A 16403-nucleotide genomic window follows, 5' to 3' on the forward strand; every position below is an offset into this window, starting at 1 on the left:
GCTCGGTGGGGCGAAGGGCGCCGCAGCCAGCGCGTCCCTGACCGTGCGCCCGTCAGACGACGCGGGAGACACCCGGCAGCCGCACCAGGAGGGAGCCGATCGCGAAGGAGACGGCCACTCCGAGCACGCCGACCGACAGGTACTCGAGCTCCGGCGGCCACGGCACCTGTCGACTCGCGAGGACGAGCCACACCAGGACGACCTGGTGGACGACGAACGCGGCGAAGGCTGCCCGGCTCAGCTCGCGCGCCAGCGCACCCTGGTGGTCGAAGCGGCGACGGAAGAGGTCGAGCAGCCAGGGTGACATCGTCACGACGAGCGCTCCTTCGAGCACCGCGGTCACGAGCGACTGCCAGGTGCCGCCACCGCCGAAGGCGTCGATGTCCGCCCCCAGCGCACTGGCGAGCCCCAGGACGACGACACACCCGGCGAGCGTGACCCATGCGAGGTGGCGGGCCCGACGCGCCATGGTGGCCCCGATCGGGTCGAACCACCCGCGTTCGCCGGCCAGGGCACCGAGGGTGAACCCCACGACCCAGGTGGGCGCCTGCCCGAGGGCCAGGTGCCAGCGCTCCTCGCCGAGGGGAACGACGAACCGCAGGGCGTACGAGGTGAGGGCGATGACCGCGCCGGCGGTCACCAGGTGTCGGGGGCGCAGCGCAGTCAGACCGGGTGGGCGAGCTGGCCAGAGCGTCCGGGTGACCGCGTAGACCGCGGAGAACAGCAGGAGCACGCCGAGGAACCACGTGGGTCCGGGCACCGGGGGCCACCAGGTGTGCACCGCGAACGCCCAGAACCCCTGGTCCCAGCCGGCGTTGTCCGGGTCCACGTACTCGACGAGCGGGCTCAGCACGACCGAGAAGAACACCATGGGGATCCCCAGCCGCACGGCCCGGTCGGTGAGGAACCGGCCCAGCCCCTTGCGGGCCAGGGACCTCGGCGTGAACATCCCCGCCACGAGGAAGAACAGCCCGAGCCCGAAGAACGAGCCGATCACCGCCACCAACGTCGCGATGGTGAGCAACGGCTCGCGGACGGGCGGCTCGTCGAAGACCCACGTGCCCATGCCGGTCCACGCCATCGTCACGTGGGCCACGATGACGCCGATCACGAGGCAGACCTTCAGGTTGTCGGCATGGGCGGAACGGGGCCGGGTTGCCGGGACGAAAGGGTGCGCCCGGCGAGAGATCGTCATGGCATTCCTCCCTCCTGCGTCCTCCCACCAGCGCACCACGGTGGGAGCGACCACAGCAGGGGCGAAGGTCACCGCGCTGGTGACGCCGCTCTGGTGACGCCGCTCTGGTGACGCCGCGCTGGTGACGCCGCGCTCAGGCTCTGGACCCTTCGCGCCGGGCGCACGTGGCGAGACGACGACGCCCCGCGGCGACCTGGGGGTCGGGCGGGGCGTGTGTCGGGGACGAGCAGGTCAGATGGTGACCTTGCCGTCCGGGGTGTCGAAGGTGACCGCGAGCAGCCCGGGGGTGCCGCGGGGGGCGACGAAGGTGAAGTCGATGACCGAGGACGTCTCGTCGGGCGGCAGGCCCAGCCAGTCGCGCACCCGGTCGGGGTCGCCGGCGATCTGCAGGCTGTCGATGGTGACGGTCGTGTGGGCCGCGGACGACGGGTGCAGCGAGACGTCCTCCCACTCCACGAAGTAGGGGAGCTGCGGGTCGGACATCAGGCCCTTGATGCCGAGCTGGCGCCAACGCAGCTCGACGCCGTCGGGACGGTACCGGTTGCCGGGCACTGCCTCGCGGCCGATGCGGGCCTCGAGCGGCGCCAGGTCGTCGACCGCGATGCACCAGCCGAGCCAGCCGCCGCCAGCCTCGGACCGGGCCCGGACGGCCTGGCCGAACGGCGCCTTGTCGGACGCCGGGTGGTCGAGCACCTCGACGACCTCGACGTAGCGCTCGTGGGCCAGCGGCAGGATCACGTTGCGCGTGCCGAAGCGCGGGTGGATCCCCCCATCGACCGGGTCGACCCCGATCAGCTTGGCGAGGCGCTCCGCGGTCGCCTGCAGTCCGTCGTGCTCTGCCGCATACGAAACGTGGTCAACTCGCATACCCGACATCGTGACATACGTCAGGGAGTGCCCCTGACACGGGTGTGGTCGGTGGGGCCTCAGTGGGAGATCAGGACCGCGCAGCCGGGGCTGCGGCACCGCGCTGGCGCACCGCCTCGTAGATGACGATGGCGGCCGAGGTCGCGACGTTGAGCGAGTTCGCCTTGCCCACCATCGGGATCCGCACCCTGTAGGCCGCGTGCGCCAGCACCTCGTCCGTGAGGCCGTACTTCTCGGCCCCCACCGCGATGGCGACCGGGCCGGTGTAGTCGACGTCGGTGTGCAGCAGGTCGGTGTCCGGGGTGGTCGCGACGAGCGCGATGCCGTGCGCGTCCAGCCAGGCGAGGGTCTCGGCCGTCGAGTCGCTCGCGACCGGCACGCTGAAGACCGTGCCCTTGGAGGCGCGGACCAGGTTCGGGTTCCCCCAGTCGGTCACGGGGTCGGCCGCGACCACTGCCTCGGCACCGGCGGCATCGGCGGTGCGCAGCATGGCGCCGAGGTTGCCCGGCTTCTCGACACCCTGGCAGAGGACGGTCAGGGCGCGCGGCCCCACGGTCAGCTCGCTGCACGACCGCAGCACTGACGGCACCACGGCGATGAAGCCGTCCGGCCCCTCGCGGTAGGCGGCCCGTTCGAAGGCGGTGCGCGAGACCTGCACCGTCTCGACCCCCTCGCGACGCACGTCGTCGACGACCCCCTCCTGGCTGGCGGGGTCGAGCATCAGCTCGGGGCAGTAGTAGAGCGCCTCCGGGAGCACCCCGGCGCCGAGCGCGAGGGTGAGCTCCTCGAAGCCCTCGATCAGCGTGCGGCCGGTCTCCTCCCGGGTGCGCCTGCGGCGCAGCGCGGTGAGCGCCTTGAGGCGCGGGTTCGACGGCGAGGTGATGATCAGGTCAGCCATGGCGTGGCCAGTCTGTCAGTCCCCGAGCGGCTCAGGCACAGAACTGCCCGTGGGGTCCGGACCAGCCGACCGGTATGCCGTCCAGTGCGGTGAGGAACGCCTCCGGACCTTCGCGGGGTGGCCGGGTCGCGTCGGGGGCACCCGGCACCACACCCTCGAGCAGGCTCGGGTGCTCGTTGGCCACCCAGTGCCCCGGCAGCGTGCGCACGAGGTCGGCGAACTGTCGGCGTCGAACGGGGTCGACGTAGCCCAGCACCGCGGTGTGGAGGACGACGAGGGTCGCCCCCACCGGCGCCTGCGCGGCCAGCGCGGCGAGGTCGTCGACGAGGTCACCCGCCACGAGCAGCGGCGGGTCCGCGGCGACCACGGCGGCCGCCTGCCGCAGGCGTTCGTGGCGCTGCTCCTGCTCCGGCCAGACCAGGCACTCGAGCCAGTGCAGGTCGTCCGGGTCGGTCACGTCGAGGGGGTGCAGGTCGAGCCCGGCCCGCCACACCACCTCCGGCCGTCGGGTGGGCGGCGGGTCGTCGCGGTCCCAGGCGCACCCCAGCACCGGCCCGTCGCCGTCCCCGACGGTGCCCTGTCCGTAGTCGTAGCGGTACCGGTCGGGGTAGAGGCACAGGCCCGCGGAGGCGCCGACCTCCAGCAGCGCCAGCGGGCCGGGCAGACCGGAGAGGACGGGCAGGAGGGTGGCGCACCGGCCGGCCTCGTTGGTCTGGGTGGAGCGGACCAGCAGCTCGGCCCGGACCACCGGCCACTGGTCGAGGGCCCATGCGACGAAGGCCGCAGGGTCGGTGACGGGGCCGTCGAGGTGACGGGCGACGCCGAAGAGCAGGTTCGGCTGCTGCTTGCCGGTGGGCAGGTCGGCGAGGAGCCCTTCCAGCTGGTCGTGGGCGGCCACCGCTCCGGCCAGCGCCTCGTAGGTGGGTGAGACGCCGGCAGCCTGCCCGCGGGCGAAGGCGAGGTACTCGTCGCGAACGGCCACGTCCGCCACTGTGACAGAAAGGACCGCGACACCGGACCACCCCGGCACCGAACCACCGCGGCACCAGTCCACCGCGGCACCTGTCCGCCGCGGCACCTGTCCACTGCGGCACCAGTCCACCGGGTGCGGTCAGGGAGTGCGGCACACTGTCCGCCATGAGCCAACCCGCTGTCACCGAGCACTACTCCCTGCGCCAGAAGATCACGATGATGGTCAACCGCTACGAGATCCGGTCGGTCGACGCCACCGGTGCCGAGGGGCCGGTGATCGCCGTCGCGCAGCAGAAGCGGATGGCCTTCAAGGAGCAGGTCACGTTCTACGCCGACGAGGCGCGCACCCAGCCGGTCTTCTCGTTCAAGGCCCGCACGCGGATGGACCTCGGGGCGACCTACGACGTCTTCGACGCCAGCGGTGCGCCGATCGGCTGGTTCCGCAAGGACTTCGGTAAGTCGCTGCTGCGCTCGTCGTGGCACCTGGGCACCCCGGACGGGCTCGAGGCGTTCGGCACCGAGCGCAACCAGAACATCGCGATCCTGCGCCGGGTCTGGGACTTCATCCCGGTCGTCGGTGACATCCCCCTGCCGTTCCTCTTCCACTTCGACTTCACCACCGGTGACGGCAGTGTCGTGCTGTCGTCGGAGCGCAAGCGGAGCCTGCGCGACCGCTACGACATCCACATGCCACAGGCCAGCAACGGGTGGCAGCTCGACTGGCGGGTCGGTCTGGGCATGGCGGTGGCGCTGGACGCGCTCCAGTCACGCTGAGCCGCGCTCGACCCTCGCGCGGTGCCGCTCGGTCAGCTCGGTGGCGCCGTCGAGGAGCTCGCGCATCCGCTCCAGCTCAGCGACCGTGAACGACGCGAAGGCCTGCTGTCCCTCGGTGACCATGGGGCCGTAGGCCTCCCACGTGCGACGGGCGCCTTCCTCCGTCATGGCCACCAGCACCTGTCGCCGGTCGGTCTCGCTCGGCTGTCGCACCACGAACCCCTTGACGACGAGCCGGTCGATCAGTGCGGTGGTGGCTGCCGGCCGTAGCCCCGTGGCGGCGCTCAGCTCGCCGGCCGTCCGCGGGCCCTCGCTGAGGATGTCGAGGCAGCGCAGGTCGGCCGGGCCGAGCCCGAGCGCGCGGCCGACCGCGTCGTCGAACGACTGGACGCTGCGCTGGTAGCGCTGCATCGCCCTCCCGGCCTGCTCGATGGCCGCTTGACGGGTCCGTGTCACGCGTGCAATCCTTTCGATTATCGAACTATCCGATTGTCGTAAGAAAGGCTAGCACCGTGAAGGCTGTCGTCGTCGGAGGCGGAGTGGCCGGACCCGCCACCGCCATGGCCCTCCAGCAGGTGGGCATCGAGGCCGTCGTCCTCGAGGCCCGGGACCGGGCCGCCACGCAGGCAGGGTCCTACCTCACGATCGCGCCCAACGGCCTCGACGCCCTGGCCGCCATCGGCTGCCTCGACCTCGTGCGCGACCTCGGGTTCCCCTCGCGTCGCAACATCATGCTGGGGGCCACCGGACGACAGCTCGGCTCGATCACCCTCGGCACCCCCTTGGCCGACGGCACGCCAGCACTCACGATGAAGCGGCCCCACCTCACCGGCGCGCTGATGGGCGAGGCCGCCCGCCGCGGCATAGAGGTCAGGTATGCCGCCAAGGTCACCTCCGTGCGCACCGGAGGAGAGCGGGCGGTCGCCGTCCTCGAGGACGGGCGCGCCATCGAGGGCGACCTGCTGGTGGGCGCGTCCGGCGTGCACTCCTCGGTCAGGAGCGCGGTCGACCCGTCGGCGCCGGCCGCCCGCTACGTCGGGCTGACCAACTTCGGCGGCATCACCCGCGACACCCCGCTCGCGCAGGCCCTGCCCACGGGCGGCTGGCAGTTCACCTTCGGGCGCCGCGCGTTCGTCGGGCTGCACCGCACCCCTGCCGACGACGTCGTGTGGTTCGTCAACGTGCCGGAGCCGGAGATCAGCCGCTCCCAGCGCTCCGCCACCTCCCCGGACCAGTGGCGGGCGCGGCTGGCCGACCTCGTGGCGGCCGACGCGGGACCGGCTCGGGCCCTCATCGAGTCGGGAGAGCTGGAACTGGCTGGTGACAACACCCACGACCTCGGCCACGTGGCGACCTGGCACCGGGGCCGGGTCGTGCTGGTCGGCGACGCCGCGCACGCGCCGTCGCCGAGCTCTGGACAAGGGGTGTCGCTCGCGCTGGAGGACGCCGTCGTGCTGGCCGGGTGCCTCGCCACGGCCCGGGGCGTGCCTGCAGCCTTCGAGTCCTTCGTCACGGCGCGGCGGCAGCGGGTGGAGAAGGTGGTCGCCGTCGGTGCGCGCTCGAGCAGCTCGAAGCTGCCGGGCCGGATCGGTCGGGTCCCACAGGAGGCGGTGATGCGCGTGGTCTTCCGACTGCTGGTGACCGACCGGGCCCAGGACTGGGTCACCGGCTACCGGGTCAGCCAGACCCCGGAAGGCAGGGCGGTCAGCGCCGGCGCGCGCGAGGCGGGCCCGGTCAGGGCCTGACCGTTCAGGGCCTGACCGTAGGGCCTCACCGTTCAGGGCGGAACCGTCAGGTCCCCACCGCTCAGAGCAGCGAGCGCAGCACCGGCACCAGGCCGTCCTCGTCGACCGTGAGGGTCACCTCGTCGGCGATCTCCTTGACCGAGTCGGGGGCGTTGCCCATCGCCACGCCCCGGGCCGCCCAGTGCAGCATCTCGACGTCGTTGCGCTGGTCGCCGACCGCGACGGTGTACTGCGGTTCGACCTCGAGCCGGCGGCGCAGGAGCTCCAGCGCCGAGCCCTTCGAGACGCCCTCGGGGTTGAGGTCGAGCCAGGCCGAGAAGCCCACGGCGTAGTTCACGCCGTGCAGGCCGATCCGCTCGGTGAGGGCGAGGAAGTCCTCGGCCGTGCCGTTCGGCGCCCGGAACGTCACACGGGTCACCGGGTCGGCGACGAGCTCGTCCCACGGCACGACCCGCAGCTCGCCCTGGAGCTCGCCGTCGGGGAACGGCGCGCTGAGCTTGAACCCCACACCGAGCTCCTCCACCGCGACGACCGCGTCCGGCCACTCGTGGCGGAGCAGGTTGAGGGCGGGAGCGGGGTCGAAGGTGATGGCGTCGATGATCCGGAACCCGTTGTCCTCCCTGGTGTCCAGCTCGATGGTCACCGCCCCGTTGGAGCACACGGCATACCCGCTCTCGATGCCCAGCTCGGCCATGATCGTGGTCGTCGCCACGATCGACCGGCCGGTCGCGATGATCACGTGGTGGCCGGCGGCGAGCACGTCGTGGACGGCGCCGCGGACCCCGGGTGACAGCTCGCCGGCGTGGTTGATCGTCGTGCCGTCGACGTCGAGGGCGACGAGGTGGGGCGGGCCCGCCTGCGGGGGTACGGTCATGCGGCGAGCCTACGGAAGGCGGACGTGCTGCGGACCCAGGTCGGCGATGCGGCGCGCTCCGAGCAGGGCCATCGTGCGGCGCACCTCGGTGCTGAGGATCTGGGCGGCCCGCTCGACGCCGGCCTCGCCACCGGCCATCAGGCCGTAGAGGTAGGCGCGACCGACGAGCACCGAGCTGGCGCCCAGGGCCATCGCCGCGACGACGTCCGACCCCGACATCACCCCGGTGTCGACCATCACCTCCGGCCCGTCGCCCAGGGCGTCGCGCACGTCGGGGACCAGGCGCACGGGCACCGGTGCCTTGTCGAGCTGCCGTCCGCCGTGGTTGGAGAGCACGATCGCGTCGGCTCCGGCGTCGAACATCCGGCGCGCGTCGTCGACGGTCTGGATGCCCTTGACGATGAGGGGGCCCTCCCAGGTCGAGCGCACCCAGTCGAGGTCCTTGAGCGTCATGGTGGGGTCGAACAGCGCGTTCATCATCTCGGCCACCGTGCCGTCCCAGCGGTCCAGGCTGGCGAACCGCAGCGGCTCGGTGGTGAGGAAGTTGACCCACCAGCTCGGGTGCATCGCGCCGTCGAGCACGGTCTTCGCCGAGAGCGCAGGCGGGATGTTGAAGCCGTTGCGCACGTCGCGCAGCCGCACCCCGGCGACGGGCACGTCGACGGTGAGGATGAGCGCCTCGAAGCCGGCCGCCTTCGCCCTGGCCATCAGGTCCTCAGCCGGTGCGTGGTCGCGCCAGACATAGAGCTGGAACCACTTGCGGGCGCCGGGCGACGCCTCGGCCACGCCCTCGACGTCGGTGGTGCCCAGGGTCGAGAGGCCGTAGGGGATGCCGACCCGCTCCGCGACGCGGACCACGGCTCGCTCGCCCTCGTGCTGCATCATTCGCGTGAAGCCGGTCGGGCCGAACCCGAAGGGCTGCGCCGCCGGTCTCCCGAGCACCGTCGTAGTGGTGTCGATGTCGCCGACGTCCTGCAGCACCGACGGCTGGAAGGTCAGGTCGCGGAAGGTCGCCCGGGCCCTCGCGAGGCTGAGCTCGGACTCGGCGGCCCCGTCGGTGTAGTCGAAGACCGAGCGAGGCGTGCGTCGCCGGGCGACCTCGCGCAGGTCCGCGATCGTCAGGGCGGCGGCCAGCCGTCGCTTCTTCGCGTTCAGCTCGACCGGCTTGGGCCGGAGCAGGGGTTTGAGCTCGGACCACTTGGGCAGCTGTCGATCGCTCACCTCGCCGACGCTACCGCCCCCCGCAAAACGGTGGTTGCTCGATGAAACGGGCTCTGTGGCCGCCGTTTCGTCGAGCAACCACCGTTTTGCGGGGGTGGGGGCGGGGCGGGGGCGGGAGGTCCGGGCGGGGGTGGGGGCGGGGTGGGGGTGCGGGGCGGTCAGACCGGCTTGAGGACTTCCAGCCCGAGGAAGGGCTGCAGGGCCCGCGGCACGACGACCGAGCCGTCGGCCTGCTGGTGGTTCTCGAGGATGGCCACCATCCACCGGGTCGTCGCGAGCGTGCCGTTGAGCGTGGCGACGGCCCTGGTGCCCTGGCCGTTCGGGTCGCGCTCGCGGGTGTTGAGCCGACGGGCCTGATAGGTGGTGCAGTTCGAGGTGGAGGTCAGCTCGCGGTAGCGACCCTGCGTCGGGACCCACGCCTCGCAGTCGAACTTGCGCGCCGCGGGACCACCGAGGTCACCGGCCGCCGTGTCGATGACGCGGTAGGGCACCTCGATCTTGGCGAGCATCTCCTTCTCCCAGCCCAGCAGCCGCTGGTGCTCGGCAGCCGCGTCCTCGACCCGGCAGTAGGTGAACATCTCGACCTTGTGGAACTGGTGGACGCGGATGATGCCGCGGGTGTCCTTGCCGTGCGACCCGGCCTCGCGGCGGTAGCAGGCCGACCACCCGGCATACCGCTTCGGTCCGGCGGAGAGGTCGAGGATCTCGTCGGCGTGGTAGCCGGCGAGCGCGACCTCGGAGGTGCCGGTGAGAAACAGGTCGTCGGCCTCGAGGCGGTAGACCTCGTCGGCGTGCTTGTCGATGAAGCCGGCCCCCGCCATCACGTCGGTCTTGACCAGCGTGGGCGTGATCATCGGCGTGAACCCGTGCTCGACGGCCTGCGCGATGCCCATGTTGAGCAGCGCGAGCTCGAGTCGGGCACCGACCCCGGTGAGGAAGTAGAACCGCGAGCCGCCGACCTTGGCGCCCCGCTCCATGTCGATGGCCGCGAGCGACTCCCCCAGCGCGAGGTGGTCGCGGGGCTCGAAGTCGAACTCCGGGATCGAGCCGACCGTCTCCAGGACGGTGTAGTCGTCCTCACCGCCGGTCGGCACACCCTCCTCGACGATGTTGCCGATCTGGCGGAGCAGCCCGCCGAGCTCGGCCTGGGCGGCGTCGGCGTCGGCCTGCAGCTGCTTGACCCGCGCGGACAGGTCCTTGGTCTGGGCGAGGAGGGCCTGCTTCTCGTCACCCTGGGCCTGGGCGACCTGCTTGCCCATCGACTTCTGCTGGGCGCGCAGCTGCTCGAACTCGGTGAGGCAGGAGCGGTGCGTCTGCTCGGCGGCGAGGATCGCGTCGACGATCCCCTCGTCCTCACCACGGGCGCGCTGGCTGGCGCGGACGCGCTCGGGGTCCTCACGCAGGAGCTTGATGTCGATCACCGGGTCAGCCTATCGAGCAGGCACGAGGGCCCAGCGGAGGTCCATCTCGCGGTCCGACCATCCCTCGGACATCCCTCGGACCAACCCTCTGACCATCCCTCTGACCAACCCTCTGACCAACCTCTGAAACACGTTGCCCGGGCAGGTTGCCGGGCGCGATCCTTGCGGTATGCCGTCCACGCCCACCCTCGCGTCGTTCGCCCTCGCCGCGACCGCCCTGATCCTGCTGCCCGGTCCGGCCATGCTGTTCCTGATCTCGCGTGGCATCGGCCAGGGCAGCCGCCGGTTGGCCGTCGCGTCGATGGCCGGCATCGAGACCGCGACCGCGGTGATGGTGGTCGCGACGGCGTTCGGCCTGTCCGCGGTGGTCAGCTCCTCGGTGCTGGCCTTCTCCGTCGTGAAGTACGCCGGCGCGGCCTACCTCGTCCACCTGGCGATCCGGGAGTTCCGGAGCAAGGGCCACTTCGCCCTCGACCGCGCGCCGGTCACGCACTCCCGTCGCGCGTTCGGTGACGCCTTCCTGGTGGGTATCTCCAACCCCAAGACGGCGGTGTTCTTCGTCGCCTTCTTCCCGCAGTTCCTGCACCGGGAGTCGGGCCCGATCTGGTCGCAGGTGCTGGTGCTGGGCGCGATCTTCGTCGCCATCGGCGCGGTGTTCGACAGCATCTACGCACTCAGCGCGGGCTCGATCGGGCAGTGGCTGGCTCGGCACCCCCGCGCGGTCGAGCGGCAGAAGTACGTCTCGGGGAGCATCTTCCTCGTCATGGGCGGGGCGGCGGCCCTGACGGGTCATCCCCAGAAGGCCTGACGCTCGGCGACGCCGGGAGGGGTGTGCCACGTGCCCTGGGATGCGCGAGCCCCGGGTATGCCGTGAACAGGGTCAGGCCGCGCCGTGCGCGGCTCAGGCGCGGACGTCCACCAGGTGGTGGGCGAGGTCGTGCAGGAAGTACTGCCCCAGCGTCAGCACGGTGAACTCCGAGCCGTCGCTGCGCAGTCCGGTGCGTCCCCACTGGTCGTCGCGCACCGCCGCGAACCCGGCTGACACGGTGGCGGCGGCCTCCTGCAGCTCGCGACCCACCACGACCGGGTCCTGCTCGCCGTAGCGGTCCGCCAGCGCGGTCTCGTCCTGGTCCCAGTTGGCGAACCGCGGGGCGTCCTCGTCGAGCATCAGCCGGACCCGTCCGTCGAAGACCCGGCAGACGTCGCGCACGTGGCAGGCGTACTCGAGGGGTGACCACACGTCGGGGGCCGGTCGCCGGGTGGCCTCCGGGCGGGCCAGCACCGCCGCCCACGGCGACGTGGCCGCGAGGGTGGTCGGCGCGACGTCCTGCGCCGCGACCGCGCGGGCGTCGAACCCGCAGTCGGGGCACGGGCGCTGGAGGGTCCAGGTCCAGTCCTTGGTGTCGGAGACGATCGCGTCGGCGGGCTGGTCGGGCATGGCGACCACGGTAGGGCGCGGGGCGGCGGGCTGCCGAGGCGTGACAACGCCAACCACCCACGACTTCCGGCCAATCGCCCGCGAGCCGAGGCGCCGGGAGGCGCTCTGACCTGTGCTGATGCAGGCCCCACCGTGGGGTAGCGTCGGCCCGTGCTTCGCGAACATTCCGGCTGGGTCGTCCTCGTGGCGATCGTGCTCGTCGTCATCCTCGCCCTCGGCATCGCCGGGTGGGCCGGGATGCGGGTGCGCACAGTCGGCGGTGCCCACCGTGGCCGCCGGTGGGGGCGCCGCCCCCACCGCAACGACTTCCGCCCGGAGGGCACCGTGTCCGAATCCCCCACCCGTCGCGCCGCGATCATCGTCAACCCCACCAAGTTCGACGACGTCGACGCGGTGCGCCGCCAGATCACCGAGCAGTCCACCCGTCACGGGTGGGCCGAGCCCCTGTTCATCCTCACCACCGAGCGCGACCCCGGCACGGGACAGGCCAAGGAGGCCCTCGACGAAGGGGTCGACCTGGTCTGCCCGCTCGGCGGCGACGGCACCGTGCGCGCGGTCGCCGAGGCGCTGGTCGGCAGCGAGGTGCCGATGGGGCTGCTGCCCGGCGGCACCGGCAACCTGCTGGCCCGCAACCTCGACCTGCCGGTCGACGACCTCGACGACGCGCTGCGAGTGGCCCTGACCGGCCAGAACAAGCGGGTCGACGTCGGCCGGCTCACGATGGACACCTCCGGTGAGGACCAGTCGCCGGCCACCCACGTCTTCCTCGTCATGGCCGGCCTCGGCTTCGACGCGGCGATCATGGCCGACGCCCCGGAGAAGCTGAAGGCGAAGGTGGGCCCGGCGGCCTACGTCGTCTCCGGCACCCGCAACCTGCGCGGCCCGCAGTTCAAGGTGCGGGTCAAGGTCGAGGACCAGGAGGAGTTCAGCCGTCGTGCGCGGACCGTGGTCATCGGCAACTGCGGCAAGCTGCTCGGCGGGCTCGTCCTCATGCCGGAGGCCGAGGTCGACGACGGCCAGCTCGACATGGTCATCCTGTCCCCGAAGGGCGTCGCCGGCTGGGCCGCCGTCGCGGCTCGGCTGGCCACCAAGAAGCGCAAGGGGCACCAGATCGTCGACCACTACACCAGCCCCTCGATGAAGATCCGCGCCGACCGTCCGCAGGAGGTCCAGATCGACGGCGACACCCTCGGCAAGGCCCGCGCCATCTCCGCCGAGGTGGTCCCCGGAGCCCTCGTGGTGCGGGTGGGGTCGGTCGAGTGATGGCCACCAGCACGGCCTCACCCCAGGTGGCCCGCGCCGGGCGGCTGGCCCGGGGCGCCGTCGCGATGGTGCTGTTCGTGGTGCCGGTGCTGCTCCTCGGGTTCGCGGTGCGGCAGAAGTTCGACCCGCTGATCCGGCTCGACAACGCCGTGATCCGCAGCGCGACGGGCTTCACCCGCCGGCACGGCCTGGCCGACAGCCTCCTCTCGCTCGAGGCCATCAGCCGACCCTTCTTGCTCTACATCCTGGCCAGCGCGCTGTGCCTGTGGGCCTGGCTGGGCAAGGGGCTGCGCAACCGCGCCCTGTGGGCCTTCGTGACGATGATGGTGGGCTGGAACATCGGCCTCCTGGCCAAGACGCTGGTCGGCCGCGCCCGTCCGGTCGTCGACGACCCGATCTCGCACTCGCCCGGCTACTCGTTCCCCTCGGGCCACGCGTTCAACGCCGCGGTCGTCTCCACCGTCGTCGTCTTCCTGCTCTGGCCGCTGCTCTCGTCGGTCGGCCACCGCGTGGCGGTCGTGCTCGCCGTGGTCTTTGCGCTGGTCGTGGGCCTGGACCGGATCTTTCTCGGTGTGCACTTCCCGTCCGACGTGTTGGCGGGCTATGTGCTCGGTGTGGGCATTACGTTCTCCTCATGGCTCGGATTCATCGGCAAGACGTCAGCGACCTCCTCGTCCGGGCCGTCGCACCCGGCGTAGTCCTCTTCGCGGTCCTGGCCGGGGTCGGCCTGCTCCTCAACGGCCCCCTCGACGCGGTGGACGACGCCGAGGACAAGGTCACCGACGCGTTCAACCGCAACCGCACCGACTTCTGGGACCCGATCAGCTGGGTCTGCTCGCGGTTCGGCAACACCGAGGTGGTGATCGGGGTCTGCCTCATCGCGGTGGCCATCATCTGGTGGCGCACCCGCGAGTGGCGCTGGTCGGTGGTGCCGCTCATCGCGATCTCGCTGCAGGCGACGATCTTCCTCTTCCTGACCCTGGTCGTCGGTCGGCAGCGACCGCCCGCGATCCCGATGGACGCCTCCCCGCCGACGTCGAGCTACCCCAGCGGTCACACGGGGGCCTCGACGGCGCTCTACTTCTCGCTGCTCCTGATGGCCGCGGCCCGCATCGAGCGACCGTGGCTGCGGCGCCTGCTGATGACCGCGTGTGCCGTGATCCCGTTCCTCGTCGGGATCGCGCGGCTCTACCGCGGTGCCCACCACATCTCCGACGTGCTGGCCGGGATGGTCAACGGCGTGGTCTGCGCCGTGCTCGCCTACCAGTGGTATCGGCACCGGGCCCGCGCCGAGGCACCTCAGCTGAAGAGGGCCTGACCCCAGTATTCGTCGGGGCCCAGTCCCGGCGGGCAGGCGAAGACCGCCGAGCCGGTGTGCTCGATGTACTCGTTGAGGCCGTCCCTGGCGGCCAGTGACCGCTGCATCGGCACGAACTGCCGGCGGGCGTCGCGCATGAACCCGATGAAGAACAGCCCGGCGTCGAGGTGCCCGACGCCGTCGGAGCCGTCGGTGAAGTTGTAGCCACGGCGCAGGATCCGTATGCCGTTGAGCCGGCTCTCGTGCGCGAGCGCCACATGGGCGTCGACCGGGATGGCGGGCCGGCCGTCGGCACCCTTCGCGGCGAAGTCGAGGGGGTCGAACTCGGCCTGCTGGCCCAGCGGCGCGCCCTCGCCCTTGTCGCGGCCGATGAGGTCCTGCTGCTCCTGCAGTGGCGTGCGGTCCCAGATCTCGATGTGCATCCGGATCCGGCGGGCCACCAGGTAGGAGCCGCCTGCCATCCACGCGCTGGCCCCGGGCACGTCCTCGGGCTGGACCCACACGTGCTCGGACAGGGCGTCGACGTCCTCGGCCTTGAGGTTGTTGGTGCCGTCCTTGAAGCCGAACAGGTTGCGCGGCGTGACCTGGGCGCGGGTCGTGGACGACGTCCGCCCGAAGCCGAGCTGGCTCCAGCGGACCGCGACCACACCGAAGCCCATCCGCACGAGGTTGCGCACGGCATGGACGGCGACCTGCGGGTCGTTGGCGCAGGCCTGGATGCAGAGGTCGCCGTTGCTGCGCGCCGGGTCGAGCTCGTCGCCGACGAAGCCGGGTAGGTCGGTCAGGGCCGCCGGCCTGCGGTCGGCGAGGCCGAACCGGTCGTCGAAGAGGGAGGGGCCGTAGCCGATGGTGATGGTGAGGTCCGACGCGTCGAGGTCGTAGGCCTCGCCGGTGTCCTCGGGGGCGCGGTAGGGACCCCCGCCCACCACGCCACCCGGGGCGGCCTCGGCGCCGGCGGCCATCCGCTCGGCCGCGCGGGTCCAGGCCTTGAGCATGGCCGCGAGGGCGGCGCGGTCCTCGGTGACCACGTCGAGGGCGACGAAGTGCATGCGGTCCTGGGCCGGAGTGACGATGCCGGCCTGGTGCTCCCCCCGGAACGGCACCGCGTCGTCCGCCGGACCACCCGCGGTCTCGGCCTCGGTGGCGGGGTCGGCAGCGACGTGCGTCGCGGCATACGCCCCACCGACCCCGGCGACGGCGCCGGCCACGACCGCCCCGGCGCCGACCCCGAGGAGGCGGCGGCGCGAGACCTGGCTGGAGGGGGCGTCGGTCACCTGGACGCGACCACTCCGGCGACCTGCGAGATCGGCTCGCTCAGGGCGTCGAGGGCCACGGTCAGGGACCGGATCTCGGCCTTGGACAGCGCGGTGTAGAGCCGGAAGCCGTCCTCGGCGCGGTGCTTGTCGAGCTCGGCGTCGAGCGCCGCGAAGCGGGCGTCGATGTCGGTGAGGAGGGCGGCGTCACGGGCCTTGAGCACCGGGCGGAGCGCGTCGATCGCGGCCTTGGAGCCCTTGACGTTCTCGTCGAAGTCGTAGAGGTCGGTGTGGCTGTAGCGGTCCTCCTCGCCGGTGATCTTGCCGGTGGCGACCTCGTCGAGCAGCGCCTTCGAGCCGTTGGCGAGCTGCAGCGGGTTGAGCTCGACGGCCTTGGCCCTGGCGACGACCGCCTTGACGTCGACGAGCAGCTTGTCGGCGATGGCCGAGGAGTCGGGCTGCAGGCCGTCGACCCACAGGTCCTTCTCGAGGCGGTGGAAGCCGGTGAACTCCGTGCCCTCCGCCACGACGTCCTCGCGACCGTCGATCATCGGGTCGAGGTCGCCGAACGACTCGGCCACCGGCTCGATCCGCTCCCACGGGCCGCGCGCCACGGGGAAGGCGCGCTTGGCCTCGGCGACCCGGCCGGCCTTCACGAGGTCGACGAACTCGGTGGTGCGGGTCAGCAGCTCGTCCGACTGGGCCGTCACGAAGGCCTGGTAGTCGGTCACGGCGGCGGCCATCGCGGCGTCGGGCGCCTGGCTGGTCGTCGCGCCGGTGACGGTGAAGGGGGCGCGGATCCCCTTGCCCTTCATGCCCGGCTTGCACGCGGTCTGGTAGGTGCCGGGCGTCGACACGTCGACGTGGAAGGTGCGGGTCAGGCCCGGGGTGAGGTTCTCGACCTCCCCCACGATTTCGTCACCCTCGCCGTAGAGGTAGAACTCGTTGACCTCCGAGCCGGTGTTGCGCACGGTGAACTCGATCGTTCCCGCGGCCGCCTCGGTGCGCTCCACCGTGCACGCCGTGTCGCTGGCCTCGACCGCGATCGGACCCTTCCCGCTCGTGGGAGCCGTCCGGTCCGAGCCACTGCAGGCCGCGGTGGCGAGGAGGACGGCCAGGCCGAGGCCGGCGTGGAGGGGGCTGATGCGCATGGTGCTCCTGGGG

Annotated in this window: 17 protein-coding genes; 6 read left to right on the plus strand and 11 right to left on the minus strand. The window is 72.0% G+C overall.

Going from position 1 to position 16403, the window contains the following annotated elements; translation table 11 throughout:
* Positions 1-52: 52 nt before the first annotated feature.
* The 4 genes from ABD262_RS12590 to ABD262_RS12605 all read right to left on the minus strand — a co-directional run bounded on the left by ABD262_RS12590 (position 53) and on the right by ABD262_RS12605 (position 3942).
* Complete coding sequence (locus ABD262_RS12590) at positions 53-1195, minus strand: acyltransferase family protein (RefSeq protein WP_344136496.1); 1143 nt, start codon at positions 1193-1195, stop codon at positions 53-55.
* Between the two features lie 231 nt (positions 1196-1426).
* Positions 1427-2062 (minus strand): VOC family protein, encoded by a 636-nt coding sequence (locus tag ABD262_RS12595; protein ID WP_344136498.1) that lies wholly within the window; start codon positions 2060-2062, stop codon positions 1427-1429.
* Positions 2063-2132: 70 nt separating this feature from the next.
* Positions 2133-2960, minus strand: a complete 828-nt coding sequence (locus tag ABD262_RS12600) for an RNA methyltransferase (RefSeq protein ID WP_344136501.1) — start codon at positions 2958-2960, stop codon at positions 2133-2135.
* A gap of 31 nt (positions 2961-2991) precedes the next feature.
* Positions 2992-3942 carry a DUF2332 domain-containing protein gene (locus tag ABD262_RS12605; RefSeq protein WP_344136504.1) on the minus strand — a complete coding sequence of 317 codons (951 nt, stop codon included), beginning with the start codon at positions 3940-3942 and terminating at the stop codon, positions 2992-2994.
* A 155-nt stretch (positions 3943-4097) separates the two neighbouring features.
* Here ABD262_RS12605 and ABD262_RS12610 point away from each other — a divergent pair, with 155 nt between their 5' ends.
* Positions 4098-4706, plus strand: a complete 609-nt coding sequence (locus ABD262_RS12610) for an LURP-one-related family protein (protein WP_344136507.1) — start codon at positions 4098-4100, stop codon at positions 4704-4706.
* Here the strand turns inward: ABD262_RS12610 and ABD262_RS12615 are convergent.
* A complete protein-coding gene (locus ABD262_RS12615) occupies positions 4698-5162 on the minus strand; it encodes a MarR family winged helix-turn-helix transcriptional regulator (protein ID WP_344136510.1) in 465 nt (154 codons plus the stop codon). The two genes, ABD262_RS12610 and ABD262_RS12615, sit on opposite strands and share 9 nt — an antisense overlap.
* A 56-nt stretch (positions 5163-5218) precedes the next feature.
* Between ABD262_RS12615 and ABD262_RS12620 the strand changes: the two genes are divergently transcribed.
* The gene (locus tag ABD262_RS12620) at positions 5219-6451 is read left to right on the plus strand and encodes an FAD-dependent oxidoreductase (RefSeq protein ID WP_344136513.1); all 1233 of its coding nucleotides are present in this window, start codon (positions 5219-5221) and stop codon (positions 6449-6451) included.
* Between the two features lie 61 nt (positions 6452-6512).
* Here ABD262_RS12620 and ABD262_RS12625 read toward each other — a convergent pair whose 3' ends face one another.
* The 3 genes from ABD262_RS12625 to serS all read right to left on the minus strand — a co-directional run bounded on the left by ABD262_RS12625 (position 6513) and on the right by serS (position 9967).
* Positions 6513-7325, minus strand: coding sequence for an HAD family hydrolase (locus ABD262_RS12625; RefSeq protein WP_344136516.1), 813 nt, complete (start codon positions 7323-7325; stop codon positions 6513-6515).
* A 9-nt stretch (positions 7326-7334) separates the two neighbouring features.
* Complete coding sequence (locus ABD262_RS12630) at positions 7335-8546, minus strand: alpha-hydroxy acid oxidase (RefSeq protein ID WP_344136520.1); 1212 nt, start codon at positions 8544-8546, stop codon at positions 7335-7337.
* 158 nt (positions 8547-8704) lie between these two features.
* Positions 8705-9967 carry a serine--tRNA ligase gene (gene serS / locus ABD262_RS12635; RefSeq protein ID WP_344136523.1) on the minus strand — a complete coding sequence of 421 codons (1263 nt, stop codon included), beginning with the start codon at positions 9965-9967 and terminating at the stop codon, positions 8705-8707.
* A gap of 169 nt (positions 9968-10136) precedes the next feature.
* On the opposite strand from serS, the gene ABD262_RS12640 reads away from it, so the two are divergent.
* Positions 10137-10775 carry a LysE family translocator gene (locus ABD262_RS12640; protein ID WP_344136526.1) on the plus strand — a complete coding sequence of 213 codons (639 nt, stop codon included), beginning with the start codon at positions 10137-10139 and terminating at the stop codon, positions 10773-10775.
* Between the two features lie 93 nt (positions 10776-10868).
* On the opposite strand, the gene ABD262_RS12645 is transcribed toward ABD262_RS12640, so the two are convergent.
* The gene (locus ABD262_RS12645) at positions 10869-11405 is read right to left on the minus strand and encodes a DinB family protein (protein WP_344136529.1); all 537 of its coding nucleotides are present in this window, start codon (positions 11403-11405) and stop codon (positions 10869-10871) included.
* 150 nt (positions 11406-11555) lie between these two features.
* Here ABD262_RS12645 and ABD262_RS12650 point away from each other — a divergent pair, with 150 nt between their 5' ends.
* From ABD262_RS12650 to ABD262_RS12660, 3 genes are read left to right on the plus strand one after another with little or no spacing between them, the layout of a single operon-like run.
* Positions 11556-12668, plus strand: a complete 1113-nt coding sequence (locus tag ABD262_RS12650) for a diacylglycerol/lipid kinase family protein (protein WP_344136532.1) — start codon at positions 11556-11558, stop codon at positions 12666-12668.
* A complete protein-coding gene (locus tag ABD262_RS12655) occupies positions 12668-13366 on the plus strand; it encodes a phosphatase PAP2 family protein (RefSeq protein WP_344136535.1) in 699 nt (232 codons plus the stop codon). The genes ABD262_RS12650 and ABD262_RS12655 overlap by 1 nt, the downstream gene beginning before the upstream one ends.
* On the plus strand, positions 13303-13986 hold the full coding sequence (locus ABD262_RS12660; RefSeq protein WP_344136538.1) for a phosphatase PAP2 family protein: 684 nt from the start codon (positions 13303-13305) through the stop codon (positions 13984-13986). Before ABD262_RS12655 ends, ABD262_RS12660 begins: the two co-directional genes overlap by 64 nt.
* Here ABD262_RS12660 and efeB read toward each other — a convergent pair.
* Both efeB and efeO read right to left on the minus strand, forming a co-directional pair.
* A complete protein-coding gene (gene efeB / locus ABD262_RS12665) occupies positions 13968-15260 on the minus strand; it encodes an iron uptake transporter deferrochelatase/peroxidase subunit (protein ID WP_344136540.1) in 1293 nt (430 codons plus the stop codon). The two genes, ABD262_RS12660 and efeB, sit on opposite strands and share 19 nt — an antisense overlap.
* Positions 15257-16390, minus strand: a complete 1134-nt coding sequence (gene efeO, locus ABD262_RS12670) for an iron uptake system protein EfeO (protein ID WP_344136543.1) — start codon at positions 16388-16390, stop codon at positions 15257-15259. The genes efeB and efeO overlap by 4 nt, the downstream gene beginning before the upstream one ends.
* Positions 16391-16403 lie beyond the last annotated feature (13 nt).

The organism is Pedococcus bigeumensis (genome assembly GCF_039531795.1).
Taxonomy (GTDB): domain Bacteria; phylum Actinomycetota; class Actinomycetes; order Actinomycetales; family Dermatophilaceae; genus Pedococcus; species Pedococcus bigeumensis.